The sequence below is a fragment of the Methylomonas fluvii genome (assembly GCF_014850975.1).
GTDB lineage: Bacteria > Pseudomonadota > Gammaproteobacteria > Methylococcales > Methylomonadaceae > Methylomonas > Methylomonas fluvii.
This window is the reverse complement of sequence record NZ_JACXST010000002.1, coordinates 1,099,716-1,117,523: the sequence shown is the minus strand read 5'-3', so window position 1 is coordinate 1,117,523 and position 17,808 is coordinate 1,099,716. Positions and strand designations below refer to the sequence as shown.

The following is a 17,808-nucleotide window of genomic DNA, read 5'->3' as shown; positions in this document are numbered from 1 at the left end:
TATGTTGAAAAAAATAGCCGAGTGGCGCGCCGAGCATCGCTATCGAGCCGAAGATCAGCGCTTTTTAAGTGATGTCAACGCTGCCAATCTTTACGAATTACCCTTGCAAAGCCATTTGATCCTGTGGTCATCGGCGGCATTTGTGGCGGTGGCTTTGGTTTGGGCCGGGTTTGCCAGTTTGGACGAAGTCACGCGTGGTGATGGCAAGACCATACCGTCCAGTCAGGTCCAGGTGGTGCAGAATCTGGAGGGCGGTATCGTTTCGGAAATATTGGTTCAAGAAGGCCAGTTGGTGGACAAGGATCAGGTGTTGCTACAACTCGATCAAGTCCGTTTTGCTTCTTCGTTTAAAGAAGCCAAGTTAAAGTATTACGAGTTATTGGCGAATACCGCCCGCTTGAATGCCGAAATCAACGGTACCCCCTTGGCTATTCCGGAGGAGGTTTTGAAAAACGCTCCGCAAATTGCCGAGAATGTCAGGCAATTGCTGGTTTCAAAGCAGAACGAAATAAGGTCGAATAGCGATATTTTTGCCGAGCAGGTGCGGCAGAAAGAACAGGAAATTATTGAAATTCAATCAAAAAGCGACCAGTTGGCGCGTAGCTACAAATTATTGCAAGACGAAGTGAAGATGTCCGAACCGCTGGTAGCCGACGGAGCGATGTCGCAAGTTGAATTACTCCGTTTGCAGCGCGCGGCCAATGACTTGAAAGGCGATTTGAATTCCGCGAATCTAGCGATGCCGCGTCTACGTTCGTCATTGGACGAAGCGCGTAACAAATTGGCGGAGATCAAGATTCGCTATAAAACCGAAGCGCTGAAAGAGTTGAACGAAGTGAAGGCGGAGCTGGATCGCACATCCGAATCTGCGGTGGCTTTGGAAGATAGAGTTAGCCGTACCAGAGTGCTGTCGCCGGTAAAAGGCACGGTAAAGCGTATCAAAGTGGCTACGGTGGGCGGCGTCATTCAACCGGGGATGGATTTGCTGGAAATCGTGCCGCTGGAAGATCAGTTGCTGATCGAAGCGAAAATACGGCCGGCGGACATTGCTTTTCTTCGCCCTGGGCAGAAAGCTGTGGTAAAACTAAGTGCTTATGATTTTTCGATCTACGGCGGCCTGGAGGCCTCTTTGGAACATATCAGCGCCGACAGCATTCCCGGCGAGAAGAAAGATGAGGACAATTACTACTTAATTCGTTTACGTACCGCTAAGAACTACCTGGAAAAGGGCGGCGAACGTTTGGAAATTATTGCCGGGATGACCGCGGAAGTTGATATTTTGACCGGAAAAAAAACAGTGCTTGATTACCTCTTGAAGCCGATATTGAAAGCCAGGGATAGGGCTTTAAGAGAACGATAACTCATAACAACGATTACATTTGTGGCTAACATACTGATTTATTCCAATAATCCTCAGCTGACGGCGCAGTGGACTCATGCGCTGATCGCGGAATATAACGTTAGTATGCTGCACAGTATCCGCAGCGAATATACGGCCGATGCAGTGATTTTCGATGCAAAAAAACTGGATGACGATGCCAGTTTGTTAACGGTTTTTGCCAACAAAAAAGTCCGGTTCCTGGTGATGGGCTGCGATTGGCCGGAACATAAGCAGATCGAGGTGCTGATTAACGGTGCCGCCGGCTATTGCGAACAATCCGAAGCGTCGGAGCTTTTAACTCGTGCGGTAGCTTGTATTTTGGCGGGCGATATTTGGATTCGTCGAGCTTTGGTGCCCAAGGTCATTGGGGTGTTGACCAGCACCAGGCGCACACAACTCACGCCTAGTACCGTCGATACCGAATTAAAGCTAAAGCAACTGGCTAGTTTATCCGCGCGCGAAGTGGAAGTGGCGGACATGATACGGCAGGGCGAAAGTAATAAGCGTATTGCTTTTGCGATGAATATTTCCGAGCGGACTGTAAAAGCACATTTATCGTCGATTTTTAGGAAATTGAATGTCGACGACCGATTGAGATTAGCTCTATTGTTAAAAGAAATCGATCAATATCAGAGAGGAATGTTATGAGAGTCAGCAGGAGTTTGAGTTTAGGAATAGTCATGCATTTGGCCTGTGTATCAAGCAGTCAGGCGTTGAGTTTGCAAGAATCTATTCAGAAAGTGTTGGATGAAAATCCCCAAGTTCAAGCTGCCAAATCAGAGCGCCGCGCGGTTGAAGAGGAAATCGGCCAAGCCAAAGCCGGTTATTTTCCAACTGTCGATGTCACAGCCGGCATCGGCTGGGAAGAATCGAATAACCCTACCACCCGCGGCCGCGGTGACGGATCGGTTTTTTATCATAGGGAGGAAGGGGCGATTCTGGCCAGACAAATGTTGTTTGATGGTCTAGCTACTCCGAATGAAGTGGAAAGGCAAGAAGCTCGCACCGATTCAAGAGCCTACACCGTATTTGGCCGTTCGGAAATTACCGCGCTTGACGGTGTTGAAGCTTATATTAAAGTGTTGCGGCGTCAGGAGTTGTTGAATCTGGCTAAGGAAAATTTGCAACGCCATCAAGGTACCAACGATCAAATCAAACTGCGTAGCGAACGCGGCGTGGGTAAACGGGCGGACGTCGATCAGTCAATGGGCCGGGTAGCCTTGGCGGAAAAGAACGTGTTGTCCGAAATCGGTAATTTGAAAGATGCCGAGACCAGTTTCTTGCGGGTCATCGGCATACTGCCGGAAGGGATTCAGCCGATTCAATCCCCTGAAACTGCATTGCCTCAGTCGCTGGATCAAGCTATAGAGGAAGCGTTGGCCGACCATCCGATTCTGAAATCGGCCAATTCGGATATCGATTCGGCATTTGCGCAACATGCTACGGCTATGGCGCCTTATTTTCCGCGTTTTGATATTGAGACCGGCGTCAGTCATAACTACAACCTGGACGGCATCCGCGGCACCAACTCCGATATGACGGCAATGTTACGCATGCGCTATAACATTTTTAACGGGGGTAAGGACGTAGCCCGCCGTGAGCAAACCGCGCAGTTAATCAATCAGGCCAAGGATATTCGTGATAATACCCACAGGCAGGTGGTTGAAAGCATGCGTTTGTCTTGGGTCGCTCATCAAACCGTGAAAAGCCAGCTGGAGTTTTTTAAGCAACACGTCGATTCCAGCGAAAAAACCATCAGCGCTTATCAGCAGCAATTCAATATCGGTCAACGGACCTTATTGGACTTGTTGGATACCTTCAACGAGGCCTATATCGCCAAAAGTTCGTATATCAACGCCAAATACGATGAGCTGTTTTCGCAATTTCGAATTTTAGCGAGCAAAGGCCAGCTGAATAAATATTTGGGTACGACTTTGCCTGCAGAGGTTCAGCCCCTTAGCTCCGCCGATTAAACTGTTCGCGCGTTAAGAAAAGGACTTGCGACTAGACTTCCCCAAATAGGATCTATTTGGGGAAAGCTGAGATTTTAGCTTGAACGTTTATTTCAGTAGTTTGCAGCTGAGTGTCAAGCCAACTAGAGATTATTTGGCAATACGCAATACAGCTTCCGACACTATCTCCATCAACTCTTTACCACCTTGTTGCACATATTCGACAATGGCTTTACGCATGCGCGGTTCCCAAAAGTTGCGGATATGTTGTTCAACGCCCTTAATGGCCAATTCCCGGTCGGGTTCGGATTTGAAAAAAGCGCCAATGTTGTTGGCCATTTTAATGAGGTTATGGTTATCCATGTTTTATGCGGCTGATTCTTGGTAATGTTGTAAACGATGAGGGTGAGTGTAGATCATGTGATTTTCGTGGCGGGCGAAGCCAACCAGGGTCAGTCCGCATTCTTCCGCCAATTGAATTGCTAACGCGGTAGGTGCCGAGATGGCGGCCAGTAAGGTGATGCCGACGCTAGCTGCTTTTTGTACCATTTCGTAACTGGCGCGACTGGTCACTAGTAGCCAGCCCTTTTCAAAATCGCAGTTGGCCTTGGCCAATGAGCCTATTAGTTTATCCAGCGCATTATGACGGCCGACATCTTCCCTCACTGTAACGATGCCGCGTTCCGGGTGCAGCCAAGCTGCCGCATGGACCGCACCGGTCAATAAATTCAGAGATTGTTTTTGCGCCATATCGGCAAAACCGCTGCTTAATAGTCCTGCGTTCAGCGCTAAACCTTGACCCACATGATGTGGCCGCCGAATGGCTTGCTCCAGCGTGGTAGCTCCGCATAAACCGCAACCGGTTCGGCCGGTCATGTTTTTTCCCTTGCCGTGCAGCTTCTCAAAGCGTTCTTCAGGGATCGTCATCCTAACTTCCACACCTTTGGAACGTTGTACGACGCGTATCGCTTGCAATTCCGAGGTATGCCCGATGATCTCTTCGGTCAGGCTGAAACCCAAGGCAAAATCTTCCAGATTGAGGGGGGTCGTCAGCATCACCACGTGCGGAATGGTGTTGTACACCAACACCACGGGCACTTCTTCAGCGACATAATCCTCTTTCGCGGTGTGAACTGGGCCGCGCCAGCTATCGAACGTACCGGTTCGATAGCTGGTCCAGCCTAGTTCGCTTGAGACTGCATCCATAAGGCGGTTGCTGCTTACTCGTTGACCGCGATGCGGTTTTCCAGTAGAGCCAACTGATTGTCGGAAAAGTCTTGGTATTCCTGTTGCCATGCCGAAGTTTGTGCCACTTTGGCGACATGTACAGCGGTGACTTTGTATTCCGGACAGTTGGTTGCCCAGTCCGAGTTATCAGTGGTGATGACGTTAGCGCCTGAATGCGGGAAATGGAACGTGGTGTAAACCACGCCGGGTTGCATGCGATCAGTAATCAAGGCGCGCAACACGGTTTCTCCGGAACGGCTTTTCACGCCGCACCAGTCGCCATCGCTAATACCCAGTACTTCAGCATCGTGCGGATGCAATTCCAGGCGGTCTTCCTCGTGCCAGGCGACGTTTTCCGTGCGGCGCGTTTGGGCGCCGACGTTGTACTGAGACAAGATCCGACCGGTTGTCAGGATCAACGGATATTTGCTGCTGGTACGCTCTTCGGTTGCAACGTATTCGGTGAGCATGAAACGACCTTTGCCGCGCACGAACTGTTCGGCGTGCATGATAGGCGTGCCATCCGGTGTTTCTTCATTGCAAGGCCACTGAATGCTGCCCATTTCGTCGATTTTTTCGTAACTGACGCCGGCAAATTGTGGCGTCAGCGCCGCGATTTCGTCCATGATTTCCGAAGGATGGCTGTAATTCATTGGATAACCCAATGCATTCGACAAATCCTGGGTCACTTCCCAGTCTTCCTTGCCACCCAGCGGGGTCATCACTTTACGAACCGGCGAGATCCGGCGCTCAGCATTGGTGAAGGTGCCGTTCTTTTCCAGGAACGATGAGCCTGGTAAAAATACGTGAGCAAATTTAGCGGTTTCGTTCAGGAAAATGTCTTGTACGACCAAACATTCCAATTCACGCAGTGCGTGATGTACATGGGTGATGTCAGGGTCGGATTGAGCGATGTCTTCGCCTTGTACGTACAAGCCTTTGAAACTGCCGTCGATAGCGGCGGCAAACATATTCGGGATACGTAAGCCGGGTTCTGAGGACAGCGCCACGTTCCAGGCGGATTCAAACTGAACGCGAGTTTGCGAGTCGGAAACATGGCGGTAGCCGACGAACTCGTGCGGGAACGAACCCATATCGCAAGAGCCTTGGACATTGTTTTGTCCGCGTAACGGATTTACACCAACTCCATCGCGGCCAATATTGCCGGTGGCCATTGCCAGATTAGCGATACCGATGACGGTTGTTGAGCCTTGGCTATGTTCGGTCACACCCAAGCCGTAATAAATCGCGCCATTGCCGCCCGTTGCGTACAAGCGAGCCGCTGCACGCATGGTTTCGGCGGGTACGCCGGTTAATTCGGCGACGGCTTCAGGTGAATGTTGGGGCAGGGCAACAAAGGTTTTCCATTTAGTGAACGATTCAACATCACAACGCTCCAGCGCGAATTTCTCATCCGCCAAGCCTTCGGTGACGATGACGTGAGCCAATGCGGTGACAACCGCAACATTGGTGCCGGGGCGCAGTTTAAGATGGTAGTCGGCTTTCACATGCGGGCTATTGCTCACCAAATCGATACTGCGCGGATCAACTACGATCAGTTTCGCGCCTTGGCGTAAGCGGCGTTTCATCATTGAACCGAACACCGGATGGCCGTCAGTCGGGTTTGCGCCGATGACCATAATCACATCGGACTGCATGACCGAGTCAAAGGTTTGGGTGCCGGATGATTCACCGAAGGTGCTTTTCAAGCCATAGCCGGTCGGCGAATGGCAAACGCGGGCGCAGGTATCGACATTGTTGTTACCGAAGCCGGCGCGGATTAATTTTTGCACCAGATAGGTTTCTTCGTTGGTGCAGCGCGATGAGGTAATGCCACCGATTGAGTCTTTGCCGTATTTGGCTTGAATACCTTTCAATTTGTTGGCGGCAAAACTGATCGCTTCTTCCCAGCTTACTTCGCGCCACGGATCGGCAATGTTTTCCCGGACCATAGGAGTAGTGATGCGGTCTTTGTGCGTGGCATAACCGAACGCGAAACGGCCTTTGACGCAAGAGTGTCCATGATTGGCTTGGCCGTTTTTGTCCGGCACCATGCGCACCAGTTGTTCGCCTTTCATTTCGGCTTTGAATGAGCAACCGACTCCGCAGTAAGCGCAGGTGGTGATGGTGCTGTGTTCCGGTACCCCACTATCGATTACCGATTTTTCCATTAACGTTGCGGTCGGGCAAGCTTGTACGCAGGCGCCGCAGGATACGCATTCAGATTCCATGAACGGCTGATTTTGTCCAGGAGAGACTTTGGAGTCGAAGCCGCGGCCGTCGATAGTTAGGGCGAAAGTGCCCTGCACTTCTTCGCAAGCGCGCACGCAACGCGAGCAAACGATACATTTCGACGGATCAAAGCTGAAATACGGATTGCTGGTGTCTTTTTCGGAATCCAGATGATTCTCGCCATCGAAACCGTAACGCACTTCACGCAAGCCGACCTGGCCGACGGTATCCTGCAATTCGCAATCGCCGTTGGCGGCGCAGGTTAAACAGTCCAAAGGATGATCAGAGATATACAGCTCGGCAATGCCGCGTCTGATGCTGGCCAACTTATCGTTCTGGGTACAGACCTTCATGCCGTCCGCGACCGGGGTAGTGCAGGAAGCAGGATAGCCGCGCGCGCCTTCGACTTGTACCAGGCACATCCGACAAGAGCCGAACGGATCGAGGCTATCGGTCGCGCAGAGTTTGGGGATGCTGATCCCCGCTTCGGCGGCGGCGCGCATCACGGAACTGCCGGCGTTGACAGTGACCTTATGGCCGTCGATTTCCAGAGTGACTTGATTTGCAGACGAACTCGCGGGAGTTCCGTAATCTATTTCGTTATTGGCAGACATATTTATCTCCTGGTAATCGATCAGGCTTTGGCGGTGAGGCCAAAGTCTTCAGGGAAATGATTCAGCGCGCTCAACACCGGGAAAGGTGTCATGCCGCCCATCGCACACAAAGATCCGTAAGTCATGGTGTCACACAAGTCGCGCAACAACACGGTGTTTTTCTCCTTTTGCGCACCGTCGACGATGCGGTCTATCACTTCGACGCCGCGTGTCGATCCGATCCGGCAAGGTGTGCATTTGCCGCAGGATTCTTCCACGCAAAATTCCATCGCGTAGCGCGCCATATCCGCCATATTGACGGTGTCGTCATGCACGACGATGCCGCCATGGCCCAATACCGCCGATATGGCCGCGAAGGCTTCATAATCGAGCGGGGTATCGAATTGGCCTTCATGTAAGTAAGCGCCCAATGGGCCGCCGACCTGCACCGCGCGTATCGGTCGACCGCTAGCGGAGCCGCCGCCGTAGTCGTAAAGCAGTTCACGCAGTGTCATGCCGAAAGCGACCTCAAACAGACCGGGGTGCTTGATATTTCCAGCAAGTTGTAGAGGCAGGGTGCCGCGTGAACGCCCCATGCCGTAGTTTTTATAATATTCGCCGCCTTTGTCCAGGATCACCGGAATCGAGGCCAACGAAATGACATTGTTGACGATGGTGGGTTTGCCGAACAGGCCAACGATAGCGGGAAGTGGCGGCTTAAAACGGACCAATCCGCGTTTACCTTCCAAGCTTTCCAATAAGGAGGTTTCTTCGCCGCAAATATAGGCACCGGCGCCGCTTCGTACTTCCAGGTGGAAGGTTTTACCGCTGTTTTGGATGTTTTCGCCCAAATAACCGTTTTTGTACGCCGCTTCGATGGCTTGATTAAGGGCGATCTTGGCGTGTGGGTATTCGACGCGCAGATAGATATAACCTTGAGTAGCTCCAACGGCGAGGCCAGCGATTGTCATGCCTTCGATCAAAACGAAGGGGTCGCCTTCCATGATCATCCTGTCGGAGAATGTGCCGGAGTCGCCTTCGTCAGCGTTACAGACAATGTATTTTTGGTCCGCAGGGGCGTTTAACACCGTGTTCCATTTTATGCCTGTCGGAAACGCGGCGCCGCCACGACCACGCAGGCCCGAGTCAGTGACCTGCTTGACGATCTCGGTGGCTTGCAAAGCCAGCGCGTTTTTCAGGCCACGGTACCCATCGTGAGCCAAATAGTCTTCGATGTTGACCGGGTCTGTTAAGCCGACACGGGCGAAGGTAAGACGATTTTGATTTTTGAAATAAGCTATTTCTTCAATGTTGCCTAAATAAAGCGGATTTTGCTTGCCATCCAGTAGGCCTGCGTCGAGTAAAGATGCCACATCTTCTACTTGTACAGGGCCATAGGCAACTCTGCCTTGGCTGGTTTCGACTTCCACTAGGGGTTCCAGCCAAAACAATCCGCGAGAGCCATTGCGGACGATTTCGGCTGATAGGCCTTTGCTGGCAGCTTGTTGTTCCAAGGCCGTGGCAACTTGTTCAGCACCCAGGGACAGTGCGGTGGAATCACGGGAAATGAATACGCGTGTCATTATTTGGCACCTTTATAAGTGGCTAGCAAGCGATCAAATTTTTCAGTTGTGACGCGACCAATCACCTCGTCGTCTATCGTGATTGATGGCGAACAAGCGCAGTTACCCAAACAATAAACAGGTTCCAATGAAAAAATTCCGTCGGCTGTTGTTTCGTGAAAATCGATGCCAAGCTGTTGTTTAGCATGGGCTTCCAATGCTTTACCGTTCATGGCTTGGCATGATTCGGCCCGGCAAATCCTTATCGTGTGATCTCCGGGCGGTGTCTCCCGGAAGTAATGATAAAAACTAATAACCCCGTGGACTTCCGCTTGGGAAAGATTGAGCGATTTGGCAATGTCTACTACGGCGGCCGGCGGGATGTAGCCCAGCGTGTCCTGAATACCATGCAGAATGGGCAGCAGATTACCCGGCATCGCTTGATGAGTGTCCAGTATTTCCAAGACGGTGGGTTTTTGGGTTTGATAGTCTTGCATCATTGGCTCTGTAATAAATGACGAAAAGGTTATCGTCCTATTTAATCATGAACAAACCTGGATTTGCAATTCGGGTTCGTGCCTCAATCCCGCGTATTTCCTAAGCAAAGCAAGGTAATTGCATCTTCGGACTCTGATTAGTTTGGGAAGTTCGAGTGGAAAAAATGTGATGGTGGATGCTTTACTTTTAAATGATAATTGTTATCATTAATGTGCATATGATTTAAGAGAGGGTGTTATGTACGTATGTGTGTGTAAAGCGGTCACCGATAGGCAGGTTACGCAGGCAATTAGTCAAGGTGTATGTAATCGCAGGCAGCTGATGCAGTGCACGGGTGCAGGCGGTGTATGTGGAAAATGCACAGCCAGTATTAAAGCTTTGCTGGATGAAAATACGCAGAATCGGAAGATGCACGCCCAAGCTCAAGTCCAAGCGGCATAGTTATTTAGTTATCCGACCTTATAGCAATATAAGAAATTAAGACTTATGCTGCAAAAAGACAGGGCGGTTGGACCGCCCTGTTTTGTATGCGTTATTTAGCTGTAGCCGCAGGTTCGGTGGGTTTTACGTCTGGGTTTGGCGCGGCGCTGGCTGGTTCGGCCGGAGTGACCTCCGCAGCAGGTGCTGGTGCAGCCTGATCAGCTGGCGCTGCTGGTTGAGCCTCTTCTTGCTTTGGCGGTGTCGGCGGCAGCAAGACTTCAACTTTGGCGTTTTTACGCAAGTTTTCGATCATGGCTTGCGCTTTTTGGCGCTGTAACATTGGACGAATTTGTTCTTTGACTGAATCAAATGGTGGTGGTGTCAAAGCTCTGGACTCTTCGCGCAGAATCACGTGCCAGCCAAATTGGGTTTGAACCGGTGTTTTGCTGAATTTGCCGTTCTCCAGTGCAACTACTGCTTCAGAGAATGGCGGGACCATACGGTCGGCGGTAAACCAACCTAAATCGCCACCTTCGGAGCCCATCGGATCAATAGAGTGCTTTTTAGCCAGCGCGGTAAAATCGCCACCTTTTTCGAGTTCCGCGATCAGCTTTTTTGCTTCGTCTTCGGTTTTAACCAAAATGTGACGTGCTTTGTATTCGCTGCCCATATTAGCCATTTTCGAGTCATATTCCGCTTTGATTTCTTCGTCGGTGACCGGGTTGGCTTTCAGGTAATCTTGTAACGCTGCTTGCGACAGCAAGGAGTTTCTCACGGTTGCCATGCGTTCGATTACTTCCGGCGATTTATCCAGTTGTTTTTGCACTGCTTGTTGAATCAGCAATTCGCGTTGAATCAGTTCTTCCAATAGCTGTTCTTTTGGGAATGTTTGGCCTTGGCTGCGTTCTGCAATTTCTTTTTCCAAGGTTTCCAAAGTTTTCTTGCTGATATAGGTGCCGTTAACCGAAGCAACCGCGTCCTCTTTGCTGACAGTCGGTGCTGCTGGTGCGGCAGCTTCCTTGGCTTTTTCTTCGAAGCAACCGGGTAACAATACGCTACTGGCTAGTATCAGGGGAATAAGTTTCAGTTTCATCTTAAGAATTTCCTTTAGCTGTTTTCAGAGGGGGTTAAGGCGTTAATGCCCAGGGCATGGATTTCATCCTTCATCATGTCGCCCAAAGCTTGATAAACCATCTGATGTCTTTGCACCAGTGATTTACCTTCAAATTGAGTGGATATGAGAGTGACATGGAAATGACCGCCGCCTTTGTTGCCGGCGTGACCGGCGTGCGCGGCGCTATGGTCGATGATTTCGATTAATTCTGGCTTAAAAGCTTCTTCCAGCTTCTGTCTGATATGGTCGGCTGTCATTGGGGAAATACTTGTTTGAATGGTTTAACGGTAACACGAGCATACACGCCCGCGGAGATATAAGGATCGGCATCGGCCCAGTCTTGAGCATCCTGCTGACTGGCAAACTCGGCAACAATCAGGCTGCCGCTAAATCCGGCATCGCCGGGGTTTTCACTATCTATCGCAGGATGCGGTCCCGCCAATACCAAGCGGCCTTGGTTTTGTAATACGGTTAATCGTTGCAGATGCTGGGGACGGGCGGCCAAGCGATTACTCAGGCTGCCCACGACATCTTCGGCCATGATGGCATATAACATTATTCTTTAGCCTCTGGTGCGGGAATAAACTTATACAAGAACACTATTTGTACGGCAATAAAAATAAGCATCAGGCCGGGAACACCGAAAGTTTTAAAACTGACCCAGTCGTCGGTGCTGTAGTTCGCCATTACGTACAAATTTAAACAGCCGACTCCGATAAAAAACATGGACCAGCTCATGTTAAGGCGTTTCCAGATGCGATCAGGCAATTCCAGGTTTGCGCCCATCATGCGTTCTATGAAAGTCTTTTTGCCAACGAATTGGCTGACTAAAAATGCACCGCCGAATAGCCACTCAATAATGGTCAATTTCCATTTAATAAACTGTTCGTCTTGTAAATAAAGCGTCGCACCACCCATGACCAAAATCAGTCCCAGCGTAATCCACCGCATGGTTTCCACTTTTCGATATAGCAGCCAATAGCTGATGACCTGCACAACTGTGGCGGCGATTACGACGGCAGTGGCAATGTAAATGTCGTACAGTTTATAAGCGACAAAAAATAGAACGATTGGGAAAAACTCTAAAAGCGGTTTCATGATTGACGTTGAAAGATGGGAGGGAGGTTAGACGTAAAGATCGATACCGGAAATCATCTCGGCAACCCGGTTTTGAGCGGGTTGATTGCGGTTTTCTGTGTAGGCGTTCAATGCTTTCAAGGTGCGCGAATTACTTGGCTGGTCGTTATTGCTTACCGTCAACCCGTTGTCCGCCAAAGCGGCCTTGATTTGAGCGGTTGACGAGGTTTTAGGTAAATCAGGACTCTGCCGAGGTATCCCGGTCTCGTCGCTATTAGGCTTCTGTTTTTGTTCAAGATTATTATCGGGCCGTACGGCTCTCGGCTGGTTGTAGCCGACCGGATAAAAAGCCAAGGATGAACTGTGTATTGTGTTCACAAAGCGCGATTAGAGCCCAAGTATCAATTAGTTCATTGTAGAATCTTTGGCTGCAATTGTACATGAGCCTAACGGCTTTGCTGCTAAAATGCCGGTTTTAAAGGAGGATTTCATGATTCAGTCCAATAACGTCGAGCTGGAAGCTGCTGCTTTCAGACAATTGCTGGCCCATTTGCAACAGCATACCGAAGTGCAAAATATCGAACTGATGGTGCTCGCCGATTTCTGCCGGAATTGCCTGGCTAAATGGTATGCAGCTGCGGCAGCCGAGCGCGAAATTGACATCAATTACGAGCAAGCGCGCGAGATTGTCTACGGTATGCCCTACAGCGAATGGAAAGACAAATATCAACGCGAGGCCACTCCTGAGCAACTGGCAGCGTATGACGCAAAACAAAAATTGAAAGCACAATCTTGATCATGACAGTCGAAAAACGCTTCGATGCGATGTTCTCCAGCGTGATTGGCCAAGAATATCAAATGTTAAATTTGATCTGCCCATTTGCGACGGAAATGAGTCGCTTAGTCGGTGAAATTGTTGGCACCTACTGTGAGAAGCAGGGCACCCCGCAGACAGTGGTTGAGCTCGGGGGCGGCACGGGTATCACCACCCTGGCGATCCTGTCTGCTGCGGATAACCTAAATATATTGAGTAACGATAACGAACCCACCATGCAAAACCAGGCGAAACAGAGTTTGCGGGACTGGGTTGCCGCAGGCAGATTGCGTTTTTCCGGTGAGGATGCGCTGACGGCGTTGCAGGGATTAGCGAGTGACAGCGTCGATATTTTGGCGTCGGCATACACTTTGCATAATTTCCATAGCGATTACCGGCGGCAAGTGTTGGCAGAAATATATCGGGTATTAAAGCCGGGTGGAAAATTCGTCAATGGCGACCGTTATGCCTTGGATGATATTAGCGCGCATACCCGCAGCATACAGCGAGAAGTCGGCGGCTACTTTAAGGTGTTGACCGATATCAACCGGTTGGATTTACTCGAACATTGGATAGTCCATCTGTTTAACGACGAGTCGGAAAATCACGTGATGCGCGAATCCGTCGCGTTGGCGCAGATGGCTGAGGTGGGTTTTCGGGACATCGAATTGCAGCAACGCATGGAGGTCAATGCCTTGGTCACTGCGCTTAAATGATATTTTGTGCTGCTCTGCGAATCAGGATTTGCTGAACTATGTGCAGCTTAAACGAGAAAAAACATGGCTGAATCGACTGCTAGTAAAAATAAAAAAACCTTGGATGCGTTTGCCGACGATCTGGATGCCATGCTCAATATTGGTGATCCCTCCGAACAACAGGTTGGCACGATAGATGATGACGAAGCGATTGACCGTTTGCTGGTGGGCGACGAGACATTCGAGCCAGAAGCACAACAGGAAATCGACGAGTTTGCGGATATCGATGAATTGCTGAGTGCGAATGAACCCAAGGTTGCATCGAGTTTAGCAGATGATATTGATGAGTTTGGCGACGATTTGGAGGTTGATTTAGGTATTAATCCCCGACTCGAGCAGCAAGTAGTTGACGACGAGCTTGCCGACATCGTCGATGTCGAAAATCAGCAGGCCCCTTTAGAATTGTCGGTTGATGATGTGTTTGAAGAAGTCGCAGAGTTAGAGCGAGTCGGTCAAATCGATGATTTTGCGGAGGATGCTCCGGTGGCCGTGGTGGGTTTGCCGGACACCACGGTGGACGACCTGGAAAATATGGCCGAAATAGACGAGTTTTCCGATGACGCTGACTTAGCAGGCGGTAATGCCGATTTTCTAATTGCGGATTTCGATATTTCGGCTGATGACGAATATGCACCAGCGGCAACGCCAATTGTCGACGAGTTCGCCGATTTGGAAGAACCCGATAACAGCGTCCAACCAAGCGCGCCGGAAACGGAGCCAGATTTGGATTCGATATTGGCGGCAGCGGTCAGTGAGCAAGACAGCGAGGAAGAATTAGTCGTTGTCCAGAGTAACGAGGCGGAAACAGCGCCGATTGCCCTTGCGGTCGAGCAAGTTCAAGCAAACCCGGTGCCGCCGGTACAAGTCATCGATCATAGTAGCGAAATTGCTGCTTTGAATCGGAATATCGTCGACCTTAAGAAGCATCAGCAGCAGATTCGCCACGATCTAACCGAGGCGGCGGGTAAAAATGAGCTGCTGGGTTGTCTGGATAGTCTGGAAAGCGTGCAGACCGAACAAAAGAAAACCAAGCGGGCATTGGAGGCCTTGGCGGCGAAAAAGCCGGTAGCTGCCTATGTGGCGAATGGCATAGCGGCGGCGGCGCTGCTGATTGGCACTGGGTTAGGCATTCAAGGCATGATTGCCAAGTCGCAAGTCGGCGAGTTGGTGACTATTATCGGGAAATTGCAGGAACAAGTGAATGCTGCGCCTACCAGCGATGCCGCGGACAAGGAAATGTTGCGCAAACAGTTGGATGAATTGACGGTCAGCAATGGTGTGATGGCAACTCAGATCGCGGAATTAAGTAAGGCTGGGCATACTGATCCGGGTGCGGCAAAAGCCAACGGCGATCAGGCCAAGCCTTCTACGGAAATCAGCAGCCAGATCATGCAAATCGGCGCAACCATAGAAGCCTTGCAAAACAAGGTTAGCGCCTTGGAAAAAGGTCGAGCGCAAGCTGCCGCGCCGGCCTCTAAGCCGGAAAAGAAAAAGCCGGAACCGGTCGAGGAAAATTGGGCGGTCAATTTAATTGCGTTTAAACAGGATTGGTACGCCAAGAGCAAAGCCCAAGAGTTCGCGGGCAAGGGTGTGCCGGCCAAGGTAGTCAAAACCGAATCCAAGGGCGAAAACTGGTATCGCTTATTTGTGGATGGTTTTAAAACCCAGTACGAAGCGGCGGCTTACGCGGCGAAAATCAAGAAAACCCTTAATCTCGATTCGGTTTGGGTTACTCGCAATAAAGAATAACCATGGATAATCAGAAACTGGTAGTTGCAGTATCGTCCAGGGCCTTATTCAATCTGGATGAATCGCATGCGATTTTCGAAACCCAGGGCAAGGAAGCCTTTTGCCGTTATCAGGTTGAGCACGAAAACGAAATTCTGTCGCCGGGTTTCGGCTTTTCCTTGGTGAAGAAATTTCTGGATATCAACAAAGCTTTTCCCGGAGCGCCACTGGTGGAGATTATCCTGTTGTCGCAAAATAGCGCGGATACCGGTTTGCGCATCTTCAATTCGATTAATCATTACGACTTGGCGATTAGTCGCGCGGCGTTTACCAGCGGCGTCTCGCCTTACGAATATATCCCGGCGTTCGGCGCGCATTTGTTTCTATCCGCCAATGGCGAGGATGTCAGAAAAGCGTTGGCTGCCGGCTATGCCGCCGCGACCATCGTCTCCGGCGCGGTAGCCAATCCGTCTCCGCAATTGCGGATTGCGTTTGATGGTGACGCGGTGTTGTTTTCCGACGAATCCGAGCGGATTTATCAACAACACGGTTTGGCCGCTTTTGCCGCCAACGAGCGTAACGAAGCCCATAAGCCTTTATCCGACGGGCCCTTGAAAGAGTTTTTAACTGCTTTGCACCGGATCCAAACCCATTTCGATCAAGATTTGTCGCCGATTCGCACCGCACTGGTCACCGCACGGGCGGCGCCTGCTCACGAGCGGGTCGTTAGAACCTTGCGGGCTTGGGGAATCAGGATAGATGAAGCCTTGTTTTTAGGCGGTATGCCCAAGGGGGCGTTTTTAAAAGCGTTTGGGGCTGATATTTTCTTCGATGATCAAAAAGGCCATTGCGATTCCGCGGAGTCCCATCAAATCGCAGCAGCCCACGTCCCGCATGGTGTCACAAATCAACACCGGCCTTGAAGCGCACTAACCAGGGGGTGCTTTCCACACAAGCTTTCAAATACAAGGTGTTGCCGTACAATAGTTTGATTTTACTGCCTACGGTGTATTTGCCGTTGGCTAATAACACTTCAGGTTGAGCGGTTTCCATTCCGATGACTATCGCTTTTTGGCTGTTGCTGTCACCGGCGTTTTCGATGTCGTGGATGGTAATGTTGCCGATAATGGGTTCCAGCAAAATTAGCGTCACATCTTCATAGAGAGTTTGCTGGCGAACTATTACCAGTTTGGCGGGTTGCTGCTCCCGGCAAAGTAAGCCAATATCGCCGGTTGAGCAATTGGGTGCGGGGCTTTCCGCCACCAGGAATTGCTTGCTGACGTTGCGTAACAGACTCAGATTAGTGCCGTGTTCGGGGAAGCTGATAATGCTGGCATTGAGCGGTTTGTAGAAACTTTTTTCATGTTCCAACGGCACTAGAGACATATCGCGGGCCAGAGATCTGCCTCGCGATAACTGCGAGCTCAGGTTCATGATTTTCGATAATTTTTCTTCACCTTGTAGATGGGCGCTGACCGCAACGAAGCCCTCGAGTAAGTGTGCCGGCATCGGCGGGCCGATCGCCACCGATGCGAAAATATTGCTGTATCCCGTCAAGTGCAAGGCCAGTTTGGTTTGCATATTTGAATTCAGTTCGGTCTCGATTTCGCCAAGTTGCAAGGCATGGCCGAGGCCTAGGCAGTTGATGTATACCGAGCCGCGCGGCAATGTGCTGTTAGTACGCGGTATCGGGCTTGGTTCGCTGCCCAGATTCCAAATAAAACCGCAATCCGGATTGGGAGTTTTGCTGATCTCCAGGCGATCCTGATGCCGATTGGCCAACTGAAATAATTGACTGATTTCAGTTGTTGAGTATTGGTTGGGTTTGCTGAGTGCAAACAATACATTGCGTTTTATGACTGCTTCAATGGTGCTTTGTAACTTGAATTCCTGAGGTTTGGACGAGACCGGTTTTTTTAACAGTTGCAGTTCGCCGGCTATGGTGTAAAGCAGACCGCTCTTTTTCCACAAGGTTGTGGACGGCATTTCGTAAAACAGCGCCGTGCTGCGCAGACAATACCCCACGAGCTGCAAGGCATAAAATATCGCTTGTTGGGTCAGCGATGTATCGAGTTGTTTGGTCTCGACCGTGCGGCAAAAAGCCAGGCTCAAATGTCTGAGTAGCTGGATGGCTAGTTTCGCAATTTTCAGCGCTTTGGTGTTGGTGGCTATATCGGTTTCGGAACGCGCCGCGTTGGTCAAGCCATTGGATAAATGCAATGTCAGCGGGGTTAAGTTTACGAGTATCGGCAACACGTTTGCGGCTGTGCCGTTACTGCGAGTCAGTTGTTTAAGGACCAGATTCAACTGATTTGCAGCGTTCGCCGCCGGCAGCGCGCTTAATGAATTAATCCATGCGCCTAGGGACTCCGTTGACAGCTCAAAAGGCAGTGATGCGTTATCGGTCATGTACTTGCGAGTTAAGTTGTGTTGAAAACATAAGCTCAGTTTAGTT

At 50.5% G+C, this 17,808-nt stretch carries 19 protein-coding genes; 8 read left to right on the top strand and 11 right to left on the bottom strand.

Annotated elements, in window-relative coordinates:
• Position 1 precedes the first annotated feature (1 nt).
• Genes EBB_RS14615 through EBB_RS14605 form a run of 3 tightly spaced genes read left to right on the top strand, consistent with a single transcriptional unit; the run spans position 2 to position 3,354 of the window.
• A complete protein-coding gene (locus tag EBB_RS14615) occupies positions 2-1,360 on the top strand; it encodes an HlyD family type I secretion periplasmic adaptor subunit (RefSeq protein ID WP_192394508.1) in 1,359 nt (452 codons plus the stop codon).
• Between the two features lie 21 nt (positions 1,361-1,381).
• Positions 1,382-2,029, top strand: a complete 648-nt coding sequence (locus EBB_RS14610) for a response regulator transcription factor (protein ID WP_229427582.1) — start codon at positions 1,382-1,384, stop codon at positions 2,027-2,029.
• On the top strand, positions 2,026-3,354 hold the full coding sequence (locus EBB_RS14605; protein ID WP_225587454.1) for a TolC family outer membrane protein: 1,329 nt from the start codon (positions 2,026-2,028) through the stop codon (positions 3,352-3,354). Before EBB_RS14610 ends, EBB_RS14605 begins: the two co-directional genes overlap by 4 nt.
• 129 nt (positions 3,355-3,483) lie before the next feature.
• On the opposite strand, the gene EBB_RS14600 is transcribed toward EBB_RS14605, so the two are convergent.
• Genes EBB_RS14600 through EBB_RS14580 form a run of 5 tightly spaced genes read right to left on the bottom strand, consistent with a single transcriptional unit; the run spans position 3,484 to position 9,444 of the window.
• A complete protein-coding gene (locus tag EBB_RS14600; protein ID WP_276308146.1) occupies positions 3,484-3,672 on the bottom strand; it encodes a formate dehydrogenase subunit delta in 189 nt (62 codons plus the stop codon).
• A gap of 27 nt (positions 3,673-3,699) precedes the next feature.
• Positions 3,700-4,539, bottom strand: coding sequence for a formate dehydrogenase accessory sulfurtransferase FdhD (gene fdhD, locus EBB_RS14595; protein WP_192394507.1), 840 nt, complete (start codon positions 4,537-4,539; stop codon positions 3,700-3,702).
• Between the two features lie 14 nt (positions 4,540-4,553).
• Positions 4,554-7,406, bottom strand: a complete 2,853-nt coding sequence (gene fdhF, locus EBB_RS14590; RefSeq protein WP_192394506.1) for a formate dehydrogenase subunit alpha — start codon at positions 7,404-7,406, stop codon at positions 4,554-4,556.
• A 20-nt stretch (positions 7,407-7,426) separates the two neighbouring features.
• Positions 7,427-8,968, bottom strand: a complete 1,542-nt coding sequence (locus EBB_RS14585; protein WP_192394505.1) for a formate dehydrogenase beta subunit — start codon at positions 8,966-8,968, stop codon at positions 7,427-7,429.
• Positions 8,968-9,444, bottom strand: a complete 477-nt coding sequence (locus EBB_RS14580; RefSeq protein WP_192395039.1) for a formate dehydrogenase subunit gamma — start codon at positions 9,442-9,444, stop codon at positions 8,968-8,970. The genes EBB_RS14585 and EBB_RS14580 overlap by 1 nt, the downstream gene beginning before the upstream one ends.
• 238 nt (positions 9,445-9,682) lie before the next feature.
• Between EBB_RS14580 and EBB_RS14575 the strand changes: the two genes are divergently transcribed.
• Positions 9,683-9,886 carry a (2Fe-2S)-binding protein gene (locus tag EBB_RS14575; protein ID WP_192394504.1) on the top strand — a complete coding sequence of 68 codons (204 nt, stop codon included), beginning with the start codon at positions 9,683-9,685 and terminating at the stop codon, positions 9,884-9,886.
• Between the two features lie 91 nt (positions 9,887-9,977).
• On the opposite strand, the gene EBB_RS14570 is transcribed toward EBB_RS14575, so the two are convergent.
• Genes EBB_RS14570 through EBB_RS14550 form a run of 5 tightly spaced genes read right to left on the bottom strand, consistent with a single transcriptional unit; the run spans position 9,978 to position 12,434 of the window.
• Positions 9,978-10,958 carry a peptidylprolyl isomerase gene (locus EBB_RS14570; protein WP_192394503.1) on the bottom strand — a complete coding sequence of 327 codons (981 nt, stop codon included), beginning with the start codon at positions 10,956-10,958 and terminating at the stop codon, positions 9,978-9,980.
• 14 nt (positions 10,959-10,972) lie between these two features.
• Complete coding sequence (locus tag EBB_RS14565) at positions 10,973-11,236, bottom strand: BolA family protein (RefSeq protein WP_192394502.1); 264 nt, start codon at positions 11,234-11,236, stop codon at positions 10,973-10,975.
• Positions 11,233-11,535 (bottom strand): YciI family protein, encoded by a 303-nt coding sequence (locus tag EBB_RS14560; RefSeq protein WP_192394501.1) that lies wholly within the window; start codon positions 11,533-11,535, stop codon positions 11,233-11,235. Before EBB_RS14560 ends, EBB_RS14565 begins: the two co-directional genes overlap by 4 nt.
• Positions 11,535-12,077 carry a septation protein A gene (locus tag EBB_RS14555; RefSeq protein WP_192394500.1) on the bottom strand — a complete coding sequence of 181 codons (543 nt, stop codon included), beginning with the start codon at positions 12,075-12,077 and terminating at the stop codon, positions 11,535-11,537. The genes EBB_RS14560 and EBB_RS14555 overlap by 1 nt, the downstream gene beginning before the upstream one ends.
• A 27-nt stretch (positions 12,078-12,104) precedes the next feature.
• Positions 12,105-12,434 (bottom strand): hypothetical protein, encoded by a 330-nt coding sequence (locus tag EBB_RS14550; RefSeq protein WP_192394499.1) that lies wholly within the window; start codon positions 12,432-12,434, stop codon positions 12,105-12,107.
• Positions 12,435-12,546: 112 nt separating this feature from the next.
• Here EBB_RS14550 and EBB_RS14545 point away from each other — a divergent pair, with 112 nt between their 5' ends.
• From EBB_RS14545 to EBB_RS14530, 4 genes are all read left to right on the top strand, one after another.
• Positions 12,547-12,852 (top strand): DUF1244 domain-containing protein, encoded by a 306-nt coding sequence (locus EBB_RS14545; protein WP_192394498.1) that lies wholly within the window; start codon positions 12,547-12,549, stop codon positions 12,850-12,852.
• Positions 12,853-12,854: 2 nt separating this feature from the next.
• Entirely contained in the window at positions 12,855-13,586 is a 732-nt protein-coding gene (locus EBB_RS14540) for a class I SAM-dependent methyltransferase (RefSeq protein ID WP_192394497.1), read from the top strand.
• 63 nt (positions 13,587-13,649) lie between these two features.
• Positions 13,650-15,374 carry an SPOR domain-containing protein gene (locus EBB_RS14535; protein ID WP_192394496.1) on the top strand — a complete coding sequence of 575 codons (1,725 nt, stop codon included), beginning with the start codon at positions 13,650-13,652 and terminating at the stop codon, positions 15,372-15,374.
• Between the two features lie 2 nt (positions 15,375-15,376).
• Complete coding sequence (locus EBB_RS14530; protein WP_192394495.1) at positions 15,377-16,276, top strand: 5'-nucleotidase; 900 nt, start codon at positions 15,377-15,379, stop codon at positions 16,274-16,276.
• On the opposite strand, the gene EBB_RS14525 is transcribed toward EBB_RS14530, so the two are convergent.
• Positions 16,254-17,762 carry a cyclic-di-GMP receptor FimW-related protein gene (locus EBB_RS14525; RefSeq protein ID WP_192394494.1) on the bottom strand — a complete coding sequence of 503 codons (1,509 nt, stop codon included), beginning with the start codon at positions 17,760-17,762 and terminating at the stop codon, positions 16,254-16,256. The two genes, EBB_RS14530 and EBB_RS14525, sit on opposite strands and share 23 nt — an antisense overlap.
• Positions 17,763-17,808: the final 46 nt, after the last annotated feature.